Here is a 16,158-nt window from a genome sequence, read left to right on the forward strand (position 1 = left end):
TGCTGGTATTTTGCGCTTTACTGTTCCGATAAGTTCAGTATGATCTTGCCCGGAAAACGGGGAGAGTCATTATGCTGGAATCAATAATTAATCTGGTATCGAGTGGCGCAGTTGACAGCCACACACCACAAACTGCTGTTGCTGCCGTGCTGTGTGCCGCGATGATTGGGCTGTTTAGCTGAAGCTCGTTGTTTATGCCGGATGCGGAGAAAGTCGTAGGCCTGATAAGACGCGACCAGCGTCGCATCAGGCATCATGCTCAGATGCCGGATGCAGCGTAAACGCCTTATCCGGCCTACAAAAGCAATAATTTCAACAGGTTTTCTTAACCAGCGCATCAAGCAATCTTGTTCTCAGCACATTGATGGCGCTTTCGTTTTCTACTTTGTAAACGAAGCGCCATTCACCATTTAAATCACCCGTGAGAACTGCTGCATCCGCGCTTTCTGGCGCAGATAGGTATCAAAGCACATGCAAATGTTGCGGATCAGCAGGCGACCTTTCGCCGTTACCTGAATCCCCTTCTCATCCACATCCACCAGCCCATCTTTTGCTAACGGGGCAAGCAGCTTGAGATCTTCTGCAAAGTAATCAGCGAAGTGCAAATCCCACTGTTGCTCAATGGGGGCGTAATCCAGACGGAAGTTGCAGATGAGCGACTTAATCACATCGCGGCGAATACAGTCATCACGCGTTAGCGCAATACCACGCCACAGCGCATTGCCTTGTTCATCCACTTGCTGATAGTACTGCTTCAACTCTTTCTGGTTCTGCGCGTAGCAGTCGCCAATCATGCTGATGGCGGAAACGCCCATCCCCAGCAGATCGGTATCGCCCTGAGTGGTGTAGCCCTGGAAGTTACGATGCAGCACGCCTTCACGCTGGGCCACCGCCAGCTCGTCATCCGGGCGAGCAAAGTGATCCATACCGATAAACTGATAGCCCGATTGTGTCAGGAAGGCGATGGTTTCCTGCAGGATATCGAGTTTTTGCTGTGGACTCGGCAGGTCAGCATCTTTGATTTTTCGCTGAGCAGCAAAAATGGTCGGCAGATGCGCATAGTTAAAGACGCTCAGACGATCGGGGTTCAGCTCCGCCACGCGTTTCAGGGTAAAGGCGAAACTCTCCGGCGTCTGTTTCGGCAGGCCGTAAATCAGGTCGATGTTGGTGGAGGTAAAGCCAATCTCACGCGCATGGTTAAGCAGTGCAAAGATGAACTCTTCATCCTGCTCGCGGTTAACCAGACGTTGCACTTCTTTGTTGAAGTCCTGCACGCCCATGCTCAGGCGATTAAAGCCTTCGGCGCGTAAATGATCGAGTACATCCAGTTCGATTTCCCGCGGATCGACTTCGATCGAAATCTCCGCATCGGCATTGAACTGGAAGTTTTCGCGCAGCAACTTCATCAGTCGGCTGATTTGCGCTTTGTTCAGATACGTCGGCGTACCACCGCCCCAGTGCAATTGGCTGACGTGACGCCCGGCGAACAGCGGTGCACGATGGACGATTTCTTGCTCCAGCGCGTCCAGATACTGATCGGCCTTGTGCTGCTGGCGAGTAACAATCTTATTGCAACCGCAGAAGTAACAAAGCTTATGGCAGAACGGGATATGTACGTAGAGAGATAATGGACGCTCAGGATAGCGCGCCACGGCTTGTAAAAACGCCTGTTCGCCGAAGTCTTCTGAAAACTCCAGCGCGGTCGGGTACGAGGTGTATCGTGGCCCGGAATAGTTATATTTCTGGATCAGGGCCAGATCCCAGTCGATTTGCTGTACAGACATGCTCACTCCTTCCGATGGCGTCTCTGGCGGCTACGGCGTACCGGCGGATGCCCGTTTCGAGTCATCAGCCGGTTGCGCAGCCACTTTTGTCGCCGCGACAACCGCTGTAGTTTAACGAATAACCACACCAGATAACATATAACCGGAAGGGTTATCAGCAGAACGGGAAGGCCCACGGCGGCAATCCGTTAGTTGCCCCGCAGCAGACGCATCATGTCTTCTTGCTTCTCGTCTTCTTCCTCTTCTTCGTCATCGTCATAAGAGAGGCCGAGTTTCTGCATCAACTCATCAATACGATCCAGTTTGGCATCCACCCAGGATTGCTCTTCGGCGCTCAGGGTTTCGCCTGCCTCCAGACGTTCCAGCAGCGCATCCAGACGCTCATCCGTTTCCAGTAACTCCAACTCCGCCTGCGGTGAAAGCATAGGTTTCTCACTCTTCGGTTTGTGCTGTTTGGTGACTTTTTCAGTCACGCCCAATGGAATAGGGGTTTTACTGCCAATACGTGGATCTTTCGGTGCGTTCTGGCCTTTGCTGCCTGACGTGGTGTTACCGCCCGCTGCGCGGCTGCCCGGCGCATGACCACGACGTTTTTTCTGACGCTTGCGGTCACGAGCTTCCTGATCCAGCTCCTCGCGTGTTTTTCGACGCGCTTTTGCATGACCTTTGCTGCGTGAGTTTGAAGATGATGGTTTCATAATGGTTCGTCTTTTAGCCGTTTTATTCAGTATAGATTTGCGGCGGAATCTAACAGAAAGCAAGCAAAGAAAAAAGGCGACAGATTACTCTGTCGCCTTTTTTCCTGACTCATAACCCTTAACGGGTCTTACAATCCTTGCAGGCCGCCAACACACCCTGTTTTTCCATTAGCCGGAACAATCCGTGTTGATTCCATTTCCGTTTAATTACGTCTCCGGACGTTTGTCTTCCTGACAATCCTCTGTCTTCGCCTCCTGGCGCTCCTGACCCTCATCCTGAGTCATTGTTCCTGTTAGCGTCCTCGCTCTATGGGTGCTACTTTACGCCTTTGCTTTAAACAAACAATCAACCGCCATCAGTATTTGCACATTTTCAGAGTTTTATATAAAAGCAATTAACTGATTTATATAGCTTATTTGACATGCATCGCAGAATTTTCTCTGCTATTTCGCATAAAGACTATCGGCAATGTCTCACAAAGCGTATGGCTTTTACTTACAACGCTCACGCCGAAAAATCCGCCTTTTATTATGGTTCAGGTATAATCGCCGCAAAGCTTTGACTGACGGAGACGACCGCTTTGACTAATTTGAATTATCAACAGACGCATTTTGTGATGAGTGCGCCTGATATTCGCCACCTACCTTCCGATACCGGAATTGAAGTGGCTTTTGCAGGCCGTTCCAACGCAGGTAAATCCAGCGCGCTGAACACGCTGACTAACCAGAAAAGCCTGGCGCGGACCTCAAAAACCCCAGGGCGCACCCAGCTTATCAACCTGTTTGAAGTGGCTGACGGCAAGCGTCTGGTTGACCTGCCCGGCTATGGCTACGCGGAAGTCCCGGAAGAGATGAAGCGCAAATGGCAACGCGCGCTCGGCGAATACCTCGAAAAACGTCAGAGCCTGCAAGGTCTGGTGGTGCTAATGGATATTCGCCATCCGCTGAAAGATTTGGATCAGCAGATGATTGAGTGGGCGGTAGACAGTAATATCGCCGTTCTGGTGCTGCTGACCAAAGCGGACAAACTGGCAAGCGGCGCACGTAAAGCACAATTGAATATGGTGCGTGAAGCAGTGCTGGCGTTTAACGGTGATGTGCAGGTTGAAACGTTCTCTTCACTGAAGAAACAAGGCGTGGACAAGCTGCGGCAGAAACTGGATACCTGGTTTAGCGAGATGCAGCCTGTAGAAGAAACGCAGGACGGCGAATAATTTTCTTGCCTTAATGCTTGTGCCGGATGTGGCGTATCCGGCTCTGGCATAGGCCTGAGAAGCATCAGGCATTACGATCTTTTCTTTCGCCCAATAAAAAACGCCCCAGTCATTACTGACTGGGGCGGCTAAAATATTCAGCCAAATCCGATTACGTGAAGTAAAAGGTCTGAAAGATAGAACATCTTACCTCTGTACCCTACGCGACTAACTTTACTCTTTTTTGTTCAGTTCAGAAAGCATTTTTTGTAATTTTTTTTCAGTTGTTGCATAGGAATTTCTAATAGCCATCACAAAACGTGACAGCTTATGTTGCTTACTTACGAAAAAAGGGCATGTTCAGGCGAATCTTAGTGCGCCTGATCCCAGTTTTCGCCACTCCCCACTTCCACCAGCAACGGCACGTCCAGACGGGTACAGTTTTCCATCAGTTGATGAATCTGTTTCGCGACGGCATCGACATCATCTTTATGAACTTCAAATACCAGTTCATCGTGTACCTGCATAATCATACGCACACGCGGTTGCTCAGCTTGTAACCACGCATCAACGGCAATCATCGCTCGTTTGATAATGTCGGCGGCGGTTCCCTGCATTGGCGCGTTAATGGCTGCACGTTCAGCCGCTGCACGACGAGCACCATTGCTGGATTTGATATCCGGCAGATACAGACGGCGTCCGTCCAGCGTTTCAACGTAGCCCTGCTCTTTCGCCTGAGCACGGGTGCGTTCCATATACTCCAGCACGCCAGGGTAGCGTTCGAAGTAAAGGTCCATGTACTTCTGCGCTTCTTTACGTGGAATGTTCAATTGCCGCGCCAGACCGAAAGCACTCATGCCATAAATCAGACCAAAGTTGATCGCTTTCGCGCTACGGCGTTGCTCGCTGGTGACGGTTTCCAGTGGCAAACCAAACACTTCTGCCGCCGTAGCCCGGTGGATATCTTTTCCTTCCGCGAATGCGGTCAGCAAGCCTTTGTCACGCGAGAGATGCGCCATAATGCGCAGTTCAATCTGCGAGTAGTCCGCCGAGACAATCACATAATCCTCTGGCGCAATAAACGCCTGGCGGATACGACGACCTTCTTCGTTACGCACCGGAATGTTTTGCAGGTTAGGATCGGTTGACGATAAACGTCCCGTTGCGGTTACTGCCTGGTGATAAGAGGTATGTACACGCCCGGTTTTCGGGTTGATCATCAGCGGCAGCTTGTCGGTGTAGGTCGATTTCAGCTTCGCCAGACCACGATACTCCAGAATCACTTTTGGCAACGGATAGTCCAGCGCCAGTTCTTCCAGTACCTCTTCCGACGTTGACGGCGCACCACCCGGCGTTTTCTTCAGCGGTTTAATGCCCTGTTTTTCAAACAGAATGGTTTGTAACTGCTTGGTGGAAGAAAGGTTAAATTCTTCACCTGCAATTTCATGCGCTTTCTTTTCCAGCTCAGCCAGACGAAGAGTGAGCTCTTCAGAATGATTGTGCAGCACTTTCGGATCGATCTTCACACCGTTACGTTCAATGCGTGAAAGCACCGGCACCAGCGGCATTTCGATGTTCTCGAAGACGTTCAACGGCCCTTTGTGTTTTTGCAGATCCGGCCACATTTTCAGATGCAGCTGCAAGGTGACATCGGCATCTTCGGCTGCGTAACGTCCGGCCTCTTCGAGGGCAATCTGGTTAAAGGTCAGTTGATTTTTGCCTTTACCCGCAATCTCTTCAAAAGTGATGGTTTTGTGCTTCAACCAACGTTCCGCGAGGCTGTCCATATCGTGACGCCCGGCAACGCTATTGAGAATGTAGGATTCAAGCATGGTATCAAACGCAATCCCACGCAGCTCAATGCCGTAATTCGCCAGAATACCGCGATCGTATTTTAGGTTTTGCCCAACCTTCAGCGCCTTTTCATCTTCCAGCAGCGGTTTTAGCAGCTCGAGTGCACGCTCACGAGAGATTTGATCGGGCGCATCAAGATAATCATGAGCAACCGGAATATATGCCGCTACGCCTGGCTCGATAGCAAAAGAAAGCCCGACCAGGTTGGCAGAGATGTTATCGAGGCTGTCGGTTTCGGTATCAAATGCAAATACCGGCGCTTTTTCCAGCTTCGCAATCCACGCTTTCAGTGTTTCTTCATCAAGGATGGTGACGTAGTTGTCATAAGAAATCACCGTTGCCGTCACTTCTGGCGCTTCGTCTGCAACACTGGTTTCCTGCGGCTTCGCGGCTGGTTTTGCCCCTTTGGCCTGTAACCATTTGCCCGCTTCGACATCAGCAGTCCAGCGTTTGAACTCATACTTTTTGAACAGCCCCAACAACTCCTCCGCCGCCGGTTGCTGCACTTCCAGTTGTTCACAGGTCAGCTCCAGTTCAACGTCGGTTTTAATCGTCGCCAGCTGGTAAGAGAGATAAGCCACTTCTTTGTTTTGCTCGAGCTTCGCCGCCATTGTTTTCGCACCACGGAAGCTCAACCCAGCAATTTTTTCTGGCTCGGCATACAGCGTATCCAGTCCGCCAAGACCTTGTAGCAATGCTTGCGCGGTTTTTTCACCGACGCCCGGTACGCCAGGGATGTTATCAGAGGAGTCACCCATCAGCGCCAGGAAGTCGATGATCAGTTCTGGCGGCACGCCGTACTTATTCACCACCTCTTCCGGGCCGAGGATGGTATTCGTCATGGTATTGATAAGCGTAATATTTGGCGTCACCAGCTGCGCCATATCTTTATCGCCAGTGCTGATCAGCACCGGACGCCCGGCTTTTTCGGCTTCCCGCGCCAGAGTACCGATAACGTCGTCCGCTTCTACGCCAGAAACCGCCAGCAGCGGCAGTCCCATCGCTTTAACCATCGCGTGCAAGGGTTCGATTTGTGCACGCAGATCGTCCGGCATTGGCGGGCGATGTGATTTGTAATGTTCAAACAGTTCATCACGAAAGGTTTTTCCCTTGGCGTCAAAGACCACCGCTGCATGCGTCGGTTTATATTGCATGATTAGACTGCGCAGCATGTTGAGGACACCATACATCGCACCGGTCGGCTCTCCTACGCTGTTAGTCAGCGGGGGAAACGCGTGATATGCGCGATAAAGATAAGATGAACCATCTACAAGGATAAGTGGATTTTGGGGGATCTGAACCATAATGTCCGTGCCTGTTTATCAGATTATGGGTAAAGGATGCCACAGACAGGATGAAAACATGAGTTTTTCACCGCTTTTCGTGAAAATCTTTTGTAGATCTTCTGGATCGCTCGCAAATCGTCATGTGGATAACTTTGTGCATAAATTATTTACATCGCTTTTAATTTATTATCATGCTTTTTACAGCATGATGTTTGTCTTTGCTTTTCATACAGTTAAATATAAAGCCATCCCTAATAATTGTGATAATGGGATTTTTTCTAATGTGGATAGATATGAATTATTTTTCTCCTTAAGGATCATCCGTTATTTGGGGCGTTTTCTGCTAAAATCGGCGCCTTGCGCTTCTTTAGCGCACTGTCTATGGCTAACCTTTTGAATAAATTCATTATGACGAGAATACTCGCTGCGATAACCCTTTTGCTGAGTATCGTATTGACCATTTTGGTCACTATTTTTTGCTCCGTCCCGATCATCATTGCCGGGATTGTAAAACTATTGCTACCTGTGCCAGTCATTTGGCGAAAGGTTTCGCGTTTTTGTGATTTTATGATGTATTGCTGGTGTGAAAGTCTGGCGGTATTACTGCATCTGAACCCACACCTGCAATGGGAAGTTCACGGGCTGAAAGGGTTAAGTAAGAAGAACTGGTATCTGCTTATTTGTAACCACCGTAGTTGGGCAGATATTGTCGTACTGTGCGTGCTGTTTCGTAAGCACATTCCGATGAATAAATATTTCCTCAAGCAGCAGCTTGCCTGGGTGCCATTTCTTGGCCTGGCATGCTGGGCGCTGGATATGCCGTTTATGAAGCGTTATTCCCGCGCTTATTTATTACGTCATCCGGAACGACGTGGTAAAGATGTTGAAACCACCCGGCGTTCTTGTGAAAAGTTTCGCCTGCACCCCACCACCATTGTCAATTTCGTTGAAGGCTCCCGTTTCACGCAAGAAAAACATCAGCAAACCCACTCCACTTTTCAAAACTTGTTGCCACCAAAGGCGGCAGGCATTGCGATGGCGCTAAATGTACTGGGTAAACAATTCGATAAACTGCTTAATGTTACGCTGTGTTATCCGGACAATAACCGTCAGCCGTTCTTCGATATGTTAAGCGGTAAACTGACGCGAATTGTCGTACATGTGGATTTGCAGCCTATTGCCGATGAGTTACATGGCGACTACATCAATGACAAAAGCTTTAAGCGCCATTTTCAGCAATGGCTGAACTCACTGTGGCAGGAAAAAGACCGGCTTCTGACGTCGTTGATGTCATCACAGCGGCAGGACAAGTAAATTTTGCTCGCCTCTGAATGAGCAGAGGCGAGTGAGTATTTTAATGAACAAAACGTCCGGCACGAGACATAAATTCTTCTTCGCTCATCTCCTGTCCGTTAAAAACAACTTTACCCGGTGTATAACGCAGTTGCAGCGAGGCGGTATTGTTGTCAATCGTGATTAACTGAAACATCTGACCTAATGTCATCATCCCGCTGATTTGTTTATCAGCCTGCTTTTGCGCTTTTTCCGCATCCATCCCTTCAGATAAATTAAGCTGTTTTGCGGTTTCTGTGACGACATTAAGCGGTAACTTCACATCAAAATTGAGCGATTTAATATCTTTGTTTGTGGATGATGAGGATTTGGCTGGGTCGGCAATACTGATATCCAGATTGGCATTTAGTTCGCCGAGTGCGTTCTTCCATCTTACCGGTTGTTTAATGGTCGGCTCACTTTTTTGTAATAACGGTAAATACTCTTTGAACAATGCAGCATTCACTTCTTGCAGAGCAACTTCATCGTTTGCTAACTCAGGGTGTGCAGCAAGCTGCTTCTGCATCGCAATGTTATACTGAATGATAAATTGGCGCACCGCTGAGGGATCAATAGATTCCGCAATCAAGGACCACTCACCACTACCGAGTTGCTGATTTCCTTTTGTTAACTTATCAAGTTCGTAGGTCAGATTGACATTGATATAATCTTTGTCTTTAACGCGATCCAGCCTGGTTTTTGCAACGAAAGCATCGATTTGGGCAACGTCTTCTCCCTGATTGATAATGTTAATCTGATTGAATTTCGACTCGCTTTCGCCAACCGGAAATTTCTTTTCTTCTAATCGCGTTAGAGAATCAATGGTAAAACTTTTCGCCGTTACTTTATTCAATGGCGATAATTCCAGAACAAGATCTTCGACTTTGCCTTCAATATCCAGATTAGACAATGAACTACCATCACCATTAAAAGTAAACTGGCCCTCACCAAAAGAAAACTTTCCATATTTTGCAGGGGCAACATCTAATGTCGTGGAGAATGAGCCACCAAACGCGAATCGCAATGTCGCTTCCACGGGCGATTTATTTTTTGCGGCGATAAATAGCGGTTGTGTCAGTTCATTATTCACTAAGTTCACTTTTGCCGCTGCCAGTGCGGGGATGACATTACCACGCATTAACATTGTGATGGGCAACGGACCGTGCTCAACATCCACATCAAATGCAACTTTCTGGCCTGGCTTGATATTGAGATCGGGTGCACCGTTATCAAATGTCATTTGCATTTGAAAATGAGAATTAAAAAAGCCTTTGTCAAAGTTTTTATAACTTAACGTCATATCGTAGGCATGTTCACCTTTCTTTTTAGCATCGTTAAAATCTTTAATGAACTTTTCGACACCAGGCTGAATTTGCGTACCTGTGTACCATGTGCCACCACCCCAGATTACGGCTAACGCAACAATAACACCTGTAGCTGACTTACGTATCATATAAATATTCCCTGATAAAACAGCAAAACTTTGAATATCCACTTATGCTGAAATAATGTCCAGCGGCAGGACGCATTATCAGAATGTATTTATATTTATTAAATAATAAAAAAAGCCCGTGAATATTCACGGGCCTTATGTAATTCACAATGAATTATTTTTTCTCGGACAGATATTTCACAGTATCAGCATACTGCTGAACAAAAACATCCATATTGCTGGTATCCATACCCTGCGGATTCAGCTGATATTTACCGTTAACAAACATCGCCGGAACGCCACGCAATTGCACGTCAGCTGCAGCTTTTTCCTGCTGAGCGACCAGGGATTTCACCACGAAGCTGTTCCACGCCGCGTCGTACTCTTCACCTTTAATACCTGCGTTGATAAATACATCGCGGATATCAGATGCTGAACGAATGGTCTGGGTTTTCTGTACGCCTTCAAACAGCGGAACAGTGACTTTGTCTTCCACGCCCAGTGCCATCGCCACTGCCCATGCCTGAGTCAGATCTTTGCCCAGGTCACCCCCCATGAAGTTGACGTGGTATTTAGTCATCTTCACGCCTTCCGGCAGTTTTTTCTTCACGTTATCAGAAATATGCAGAACTTCTTCAAACTGATAGCAGTGCGGGCAGAAGAAAGAGAAAAACTCCAGCACTTGCGGCGCGCCAGCTACCGGTTTTTCCAGGGTAGTGTACTGTTTACCATCTTCATACTGCGCCGCCGATGCGCTAAACGCTAAAACTAAACCAGCCAGCGCCAGCCAAATCTTTTTCATGATCTACTCTCTCCGATTAATACATAGGTGTTAATTGCAAAGGGGGTTCTTGTAGAACTTTTGCCTGTTCTATAAAAGTCGCCGTCTGTCGCAGCCAGTAATCTTCCCCGGTTAACCACGGGAAATTTTTCGGGAACGCGGGATCAGCCCAACGCCGCATTAGCCAGGCAAGATAATAAACCAAACGCATGGCGCGTAAAGGTTCAATCAGTCCGATTTCAGCGGTGTCGAACTCGCTAAATTCTTCATAAGCCTCAATAATAGTTTCCAGTTGCATCCGCTGCTCAGCTTTATCGCCATTGAGCAACATCCACAAATCCTGAATAGCCGGACCATTACGTGCATCATCCAGATCAACGAACATTGGACCATCGCGCCAGAGAATATTCCCGGCGTGGCAGTCTCCATGTAGCCGCAGAACGGTAAAATCTTCCCGCCAGTGTGCTGTAACGGCGGCGATCAGCTCATCTGTCGCTTTCAGGAATGCCGCTTTTAACCCGGAAGGTATCAATGTAGCGTCCTCAAACAGCTTGCGTGGCTCAATGAGGTATTCATTCAGACCGATGGTCGGGCGATGGATAAAAAGCTGTTTGCGCCCCGTCTGGTGCATACGCCCTAAATAACGCCCAACCGCTTCCATCTGATCGATATTATCAGCTTCGAACTGGCGACCACCGACGCTTGGAAAAACAGCGAAATAAAATCCCTGATGATTCAATAAAGTCTGACCATTAAAGGCCACAGGTGCTGCGACCGGAACTTCATCGTTAACCAGCTGCAACGCAAATTGATGTTCTTCGAGGATTTGATCGGCTGTCCAACGTTCAGGGCGATAAAATTTGACGACAAAACGTCGACGCTCTTCGTCCTGAAATTGATAGACACGGTTTTCATAGCTGTTAAGCGGGGTAAGACCGGAATCCACCCGGATCCCATGCTCAAACAGAGCGTCCATGATGGTATCCGGGTGTAGTGTCTGGAAAGTAAAAGCGCTGTTGTTCATCCCATCATCCGGAAAACATTACGAATGATGAAGGATATCATTTCACGATGATTTTGGTTGCGCCGCTTACAAGCTTTTACTCTTTAATTACGCCACGTGCGCGTAATAGCGCCGTTTTGAAATCTTCTTCATAATCTTTCTGCAAACCCGGGATCACCGCATCTTTCGCGGAATCACGCATTTTCAGGTGATAGATCAGAATGTCATCCGTCAAATCCGCCAGTTCGCCGTCAAAACCTGACTCTTTCGCCAGTTTCTGCAAAAATTGCAGCAGGTTAAGGTCTGGCTCTTTTTGCCAGGCTGGCTGGAGGAGTTCAATAACTTCATTCAGACGTTTACATTTCATAGTGATGCTCCTTACTCTTGAGACAGACACGTTAGCAGGGTCAATCCCACAATAAAAGAGGCGATATCGGTGAATCTGATGACGACGATAACAGGCGTTGTGCTGGCGGGCGGTAAAGCCAGACGAATGGGCGGCGTAGATAAAGGATTGCTTGAATTAAACGGCAAACCATTATGGCAACATGTCGCTGACGCGCTTATGACGCAGCTCTCTCACGTCGTGGTTAATGCTAATCGTCATCAGGAAATCTATCAGGCAAGCGGTCTGAAAGTGATTGAAGATTCACTGGCGGATTACCCAGGCCCTCTGGCAGGAATGCTTTCAGTAATGCAGCAGGAACCTGGTGAGTGGTTTTTGTTTTGTCCATGCGATACGCCTTACATTCCCCATGATTTAGCCGCCAGGCTTAATCATCAGCGCAAAGATGCGCCTGTCGTGTGGGTCCACGACGGTGAACGCGATCACCCGACTATTGCTCTGGTAAACCGCGCAATTGAGCCTTTATTACTGGAATATCTGCAAGCAGGAGAACGCCGGGTAATGGCATTTATGCGTCTGGCTGGCGGTCACGCGGTCGATTTCAGCGATCATAAAGATGCATTTGTAAACGTGAATACGCCAGAGGAGCTTGCCCGATGGCAGGAAAAACGATGATACCGTTACTCGCCTTTGCCGCGTGGAGCGGCACTGGAAAAACTACGCTGCTGAAAAAACTGATCCCGGCATTATGCGCCAGAGGGATCCGTCCGGGACTGATTAAGCATACGCATCATGATATGGATGTTGATAAGCCAGGCAAAGATAGCTATGAACTGCGCAAGGCTGGCGCGGCGCAAACCATCGTTGCCAGCCAGCAACGATGGGCTTTGATGACGGAAACGCCAGACGAAGAAGAGCTGGATCTACATTTTCTCGCAAGCCGGATGGATACCTCAAAGCTGGATTTGATTCTGGTCGAAGGGTTTAAGCATGAAGAGATCGCAAAGATTGTGCTGTTTCGCGATGGAGCCGGACATCGACCGGAAGAATTAGTGATAGACAGACATGTTATTGCTGTAGCCAGTGATGTGCCGCTTAATCTTGATGTCGCGTTACTGGATATTAATGATGTTGAGGGGCTGGCTGATTTTGTGGTGGAGTGGATGCAAAATCAGGACGGATAAGCAAGAGTAGTCTGGATCAGACGCGCCAGCGTCGCATCCGACCTTTTTCTGCACCAGCGCAAAAAGGCCCAGTCTTCCGACCGGGCCTTCTGCTTAATTTGATGCCTGGCAGTTCCCTACTCTCGCATGGGGAGACCCCACACTACCATCGGCGCTACGGCGTTTCACTTCTGAGTTCGGCATGGGGTCAGGTGGGACCACCGCGCTAAGGCCGCCAGGCAAATTCTGTTTATCAACACGTCATGTTCTGACCTGTCGATGTCATCTGTATCAAGCTTACTTGTCGATGTCTCTTCCGCCAAAACACCTTCGGCGTTGTAAGGTTAAGCCTCACGGTTCATTAGTACCGGTTAGCTCAACGCATCGCTGCGCTTACACACCCGGCCTATCAACGTCGTCGTCTTCAACGTTCCTTCAGGACCCTTAAAGGGTCAGGGAGAACTCATCTCGGGGCAAGTTTCGTGCTTAGATGCTTTCAGCACTTATCTCTTCCGCATTTAGCTACCGGGCAGTGCCATTGGCATGACAACCCGAACACCAGTGATGCGTCCACTCCGGTCCTCTCGTACTAGGAGCAGCCCCCCTCAGTTCTCCAGCGCCCACGGCAGATAGGGACCGAACTGTCTCACGACGTTCTAAACCCAGCTCGCGTACCACTTTAAATGGCGAACAGCCATACCCTTGGGACCTACTTCAGCCCCAGGATGTGATGAGCCGACATCGAGGTGCCAAACACCGCCGTCGATATGAACTCTTGGGCGGTATCAGCCTGTTATCCCCGGAGTACCTTTTATCCGTTGAGCGATGGCCCTTCCATTCAGAACCACCGGATCACTATGACCTGCTTTCGCACCTGCTCGCGCCGTCACGCTCGCAGTCAAGCTGGCTTATGCCATTGCACTAACCTCCTGATGTCCGACCAGGATTAGCCAACCTTCGTGCTCCTCCGTTACTCTTTAGGAGGAGACCGCCCCAGTCAAACTACCCACCAGACACTGTCCGCAACCCGGATTACGGGCCAACGTTAGAACATCAAACATTAAAGGGTGGTATTTCAAGGTCGGCTCCATGCAGACTGGCGTCCACACTTCAAAGCCTCCCACCTATCCTACACATCAAGGCTCAATGTTCAGTGTCAAGCTATAGTAAAGGTTCACGGGGTCTTTCCGTCTTGCCGCGGGTACACTGCATCTTCACAGCGAGTTCAATTTCACTGAGTCTCGGGTGGAGACAGCCTGGCCATCATTACGCCATTCGTGCAGGTCGGAACTTACCCGACAAGGAATTTCGCTACCTTAGGACCGTTATAGTTACGGCCGCCGTTTACCGGGGCTTCGATCAAGAGCTTCGCGTTACCGCTAACCCCATCAATTAACCTTCCGGCACCGGGCAGGCGTCACACCGTATACGTCCACTTTCGTGTTTGCACAGTGCTGTGTTTTTAATAAACAGTTGCAGCCAGCTGGTATCTTCGACTGATTTCAGCTCCACGAGCAAGTCGCTTCACCTACATATCAGCGTGCCTTCTCCCGAAGTTACGGCACCATTTTGCCTAGTTCCTTCACCCGAGTTCTCTCAAGCGCCTTGGTATTCTCTACCTGACCACCTGTGTCGGTTTGGGGTACGATTTGATGTTACCTGATGCTTAGAGGCTTTTCCTGGAAGCAGGGCATTTGTTGCTTCAGCACCGTAGTGCCTCGTCATCACGCCTCAGCCTTGATTTTCCGGATTTGCCTGGAAAACCAGCCTACACGCTTAAACCGGGACAACCGTCGCCCGGCCAACATAGCCTTCTCCGTCCCCCCTTCGCAGTAACACCAAGTACAGGAATATTAACCTGTTTCCCATCGACTACGCCTTTCGGCCTCGCCTTAGGGGTCGACTCACCCTGCCCCGATTAACGTTGGACAGGAACCCTTGGTCTTCCGGCGAGCGGGCTTTTCACCCGCTTTATCGTTACTTATGTCAGCATTCGCACTTCTGATACCTCCAGCATACCTCACAGCACACCTTCACAGGCTTACAGAACGCTCCCCTACCCAACAACACATAGTGTCGCTGCCGCAGCTTCGGTGCATGGTTTAGCCCCGTTACATCTTCCGCGCAGGCCGACTCGACCAGTGAGCTATTACGCTTTCTTTAAATGATGGCTGCTTCTAAGCCAACATCCTGGCTGTCTGGGCCTTCCCACATCGTTTCCCACTTAACCATGACTTTGGGACCTTAGCTGGCGGTCTGGGTTGTTTCCCTCTTCACGACGGACGTTAGCACCCGCCGTGTGTCTCCCGTGATAACATTCTCCGGTATTCGCAGTTTGCATCGGGTTGGTAAGTCGGGATGACCCCCTTGCCGAAACAGTGCTCTACCCCCGGAGATGAATTCACGAGGCGCTACCTAAATAGCTTTCGGGGAGAACCAGCTATCTCCCGGTTTGATTGGCCTTTCACCCCCAGCCACAAGTCATCCGCTAATTTTTCAACATTAGTCGGTTCGGTCCTCCAGTTAGTGTTACCCAACCTTCAACCTGCCCATGGCTAGATCACCGGGTTTCGGGTCTATACCCTGCAACTTAACGCCCAGTTAAGACTCGGTTTCCCTTCGGCTCCCCTATTCGGTTAACCTTGCTACAGAATATAAGTCGCTGACCCATTATACAAAAGGTACGCAGTCACACGCCGAAGCGTGCTCCCACTGCTTGTACGTACACGGTTTCAGGTTCTTTTTCACTCCCCTCACCGGGGTTCTTTTCGCCTTTCCCTCACGGTACTGGTTCACTATCGGTCAGTCAGGAGTATTTAGCCTTGGAGGATGGTCCCCCCATATTCAGACAGGATACCACGTGTCCCGCCCTACTCATCGAGCTCACAGCATGTGCATTTTTGTGTACGGGGCTGTCACCCTGTATCGCGCGCCTTTCCAGACGCTTCCACTAACACACACACTGATTCAGGCTCTGGGCTCCTCCCCGTTCGCTCGCCGCTACTGGGGGAATCTCGGTTGATTTCTTTTCCTCGGGGTACTTAGATGTTTCAGTTCCCCCGGTTCGCCTCATTAACCTATGGATTCAGTTAATGATAGTGTGACGAATCACACTGGGTTTCCCCATTCGGAAATCGCCGGTTATAACGGTTCATATCACCTTACCGACGCTTATCGCAGATTAGCACGTCCTTCATCGCCTCTGACTGCCAGGGCATCCACCGTGTACGCTTAGTCGCTTAACCTCACAACCCGAAGATGTTTCACTTCTGATTGCGAAAATTTG

General features: G+C 49.4%; 12 protein-coding genes, 2 rRNA genes and 1 pseudogene. 5 read left to right on the forward strand and 10 right to left on the reverse strand.

What is annotated here, in order from left to right:
- The first annotated feature begins 71 nt into the window (after window positions 1–71).
- Window positions 72–182 carry a YshB family small membrane protein gene (gene yshB / locus AABJ99_RS22910; RefSeq protein ID WP_000893994.1) on the forward strand — a complete coding sequence of 37 codons (111 nt, stop codon included), beginning with the start codon at window positions 72–74 and terminating at the stop codon, window positions 180–182.
- Between the two features lie 228 nt (window positions 183–410).
- On the opposite strand, the gene hemN is transcribed toward yshB, so the two are convergent.
- From hemN to AABJ99_RS22925, 3 genes and pseudogenes are all read right to left on the reverse strand, one after another.
- Entirely contained in the window at window positions 411–1,784 is a 1,374-nt protein-coding gene (gene hemN / locus AABJ99_RS22915) for an oxygen-independent coproporphyrinogen III oxidase (RefSeq protein WP_000116093.1), read from the reverse strand.
- A 188-nt stretch (window positions 1,785–1,972) separates the two neighbouring features.
- Window positions 1,973–2,482, reverse strand: a complete 510-nt coding sequence (gene yihI, locus AABJ99_RS22920) for a Der GTPase-activating protein YihI (protein ID WP_001295266.1) — start codon at window positions 2,480–2,482, stop codon at window positions 1,973–1,975.
- A 118-nt stretch (window positions 2,483–2,600) separates the two neighbouring features.
- Window positions 2,601–2,767, reverse strand: a pseudogene (locus AABJ99_RS22925) (hypothetical protein).
- 296 nt (window positions 2,768–3,063) lie between these two features.
- Between AABJ99_RS22925 and yihA the strand changes: the two are divergent.
- On the forward strand, window positions 3,064–3,696 hold the full coding sequence (gene yihA, locus AABJ99_RS22930) for a ribosome biogenesis GTP-binding protein YihA/YsxC (RefSeq protein WP_000183349.1): 633 nt from the start codon (window positions 3,064–3,066) through the stop codon (window positions 3,694–3,696).
- Between the two features lie 350 nt (window positions 3,697–4,046).
- Here the strand turns inward: yihA and polA are convergent, their stop codons facing one another.
- The gene (gene polA, locus AABJ99_RS22935) at window positions 4,047–6,833 is read right to left on the reverse strand and encodes a DNA polymerase I (RefSeq protein ID WP_039021159.1); all 2,787 of its coding nucleotides are present in this window, start codon (window positions 6,831–6,833) and stop codon (window positions 4,047–4,049) included.
- Window positions 6,834–7,196: 363 nt separating this feature from the next.
- Between polA and yihG the strand changes: the two genes are divergently transcribed.
- Complete coding sequence (gene yihG, locus AABJ99_RS22940) at window positions 7,197–8,129, forward strand: acyltransferase (protein WP_338387463.1); 933 nt, start codon at window positions 7,197–7,199, stop codon at window positions 8,127–8,129.
- 40 nt (window positions 8,130–8,169) lie between these two features.
- Here yihG and yihF read toward each other — a convergent pair whose 3' ends face one another.
- The 4 genes from yihF to yihD form a co-directional block, all read right to left on the reverse strand.
- Window positions 8,170–9,600, reverse strand: a complete 1,431-nt coding sequence (gene yihF, locus AABJ99_RS22945) for a YdgA family protein (RefSeq protein ID WP_039021160.1) — start codon at window positions 9,598–9,600, stop codon at window positions 8,170–8,172.
- Between the two features lie 154 nt (window positions 9,601–9,754).
- On the reverse strand, window positions 9,755–10,381 hold the full coding sequence (gene dsbA / locus AABJ99_RS22950; protein ID WP_000725337.1) for a thiol:disulfide interchange protein DsbA: 627 nt from the start codon (window positions 10,379–10,381) through the stop codon (window positions 9,755–9,757).
- 16 nt (window positions 10,382–10,397) lie between these two features.
- A complete protein-coding gene (gene srkA, locus AABJ99_RS22955; protein ID WP_039021161.1) occupies window positions 10,398–11,384 on the reverse strand; it encodes a stress response kinase SrkA in 987 nt (328 codons plus the stop codon).
- A 76-nt stretch (window positions 11,385–11,460) separates the two neighbouring features.
- Window positions 11,461–11,730 carry a YihD family protein gene (yihD, locus tag AABJ99_RS22960; protein ID WP_001295263.1) on the reverse strand — a complete coding sequence of 90 codons (270 nt, stop codon included), beginning with the start codon at window positions 11,728–11,730 and terminating at the stop codon, window positions 11,461–11,463.
- A gap of 69 nt (window positions 11,731–11,799) precedes the next feature.
- Between yihD and mobA the strand changes: the two genes are divergently transcribed.
- A complete protein-coding gene (mobA, locus tag AABJ99_RS22965) occupies window positions 11,800–12,384 on the forward strand; it encodes a molybdenum cofactor guanylyltransferase MobA (RefSeq protein ID WP_039021162.1) in 585 nt (194 codons plus the stop codon).
- Entirely contained in the window at window positions 12,366–12,893 is a 528-nt protein-coding gene (gene mobB, locus AABJ99_RS22970; protein ID WP_000907615.1) for a molybdopterin-guanine dinucleotide biosynthesis protein MobB, read from the forward strand. The genes mobA and mobB overlap by 19 nt, the downstream gene beginning before the upstream one ends.
- Before the next feature lie 103 nt (window positions 12,894–12,996).
- On the opposite strand, the gene rrf is transcribed toward mobB, so the two are convergent.
- Both rrf and AABJ99_RS22980 read right to left on the reverse strand, forming a co-directional pair.
- A 5S ribosomal RNA gene (gene rrf, locus AABJ99_RS22975) occupies window positions 12,997–13,112 on the reverse strand.
- Between the two features lie 100 nt (window positions 13,113–13,212).
- A 23S ribosomal RNA gene (locus tag AABJ99_RS22980) occupies window positions 13,213–16,117 on the reverse strand.
- Window positions 16,118–16,158: the final 41 nt, after the last annotated feature.

It is taken from the genome of Escherichia coli, from assembly GCF_036503815.1.
In the GTDB taxonomy this organism is placed as follows: Bacteria; Pseudomonadota; Gammaproteobacteria; order Enterobacterales; family Enterobacteriaceae; genus Escherichia; species Escherichia coli_F.

Excerpts from the sequence above, each read along its gene's own strand:
- yshB (WP_000893994.1), top strand. The coding sequence starts at position 72 with ATGCTGGAATCAATAATTAATCTGGTATCGAGTGGCGCAGTTGACAGC.
- hemN (WP_000116093.1), bottom strand. The coding sequence starts at position 1,784 with ATGTCTGTACAGCAAATCGACTGGGATCTGGCCCTGATCCAGAAATAT.
- yihI (WP_001295266.1), bottom strand. The coding sequence starts at position 2,482 with ATGAAACCATCATCTTCAAACTCACGCAGCAAAGGTCATGCAAAAGCG.
- polA (WP_039021159.1), bottom strand. The coding sequence starts at position 6,833 with ATGGTTCAGATCCCCCAAAATCCACTTATCCTTGTAGATGGTTCATCT.
- yihG (WP_338387463.1), top strand. The coding sequence starts at position 7,197 with ATGGCTAACCTTTTGAATAAATTCATTATGACGAGAATACTCGCTGCG.
- yihF (WP_039021160.1), bottom strand. The coding sequence starts at position 9,600 with ATGATACGTAAGTCAGCTACAGGTGTTATTGTTGCGTTAGCCGTAATC.
- dsbA (WP_000725337.1), bottom strand. The coding sequence starts at position 10,381 with ATGAAAAAGATTTGGCTGGCGCTGGCTGGTTTAGTTTTAGCGTTTAGC.
- srkA (WP_039021161.1), bottom strand. The coding sequence starts at position 11,384 with ATGAACAACAGCGCTTTTACTTTCCAGACACTACACCCGGATACCATC.
- yihD (WP_001295263.1), bottom strand. The coding sequence starts at position 11,730 with ATGAAATGTAAACGTCTGAATGAAGTTATTGAACTCCTCCAGCCAGCC.
- mobB (WP_000907615.1), top strand. The coding sequence starts at position 12,366 with ATGGCAGGAAAAACGATGATACCGTTACTCGCCTTTGCCGCGTGGAGC.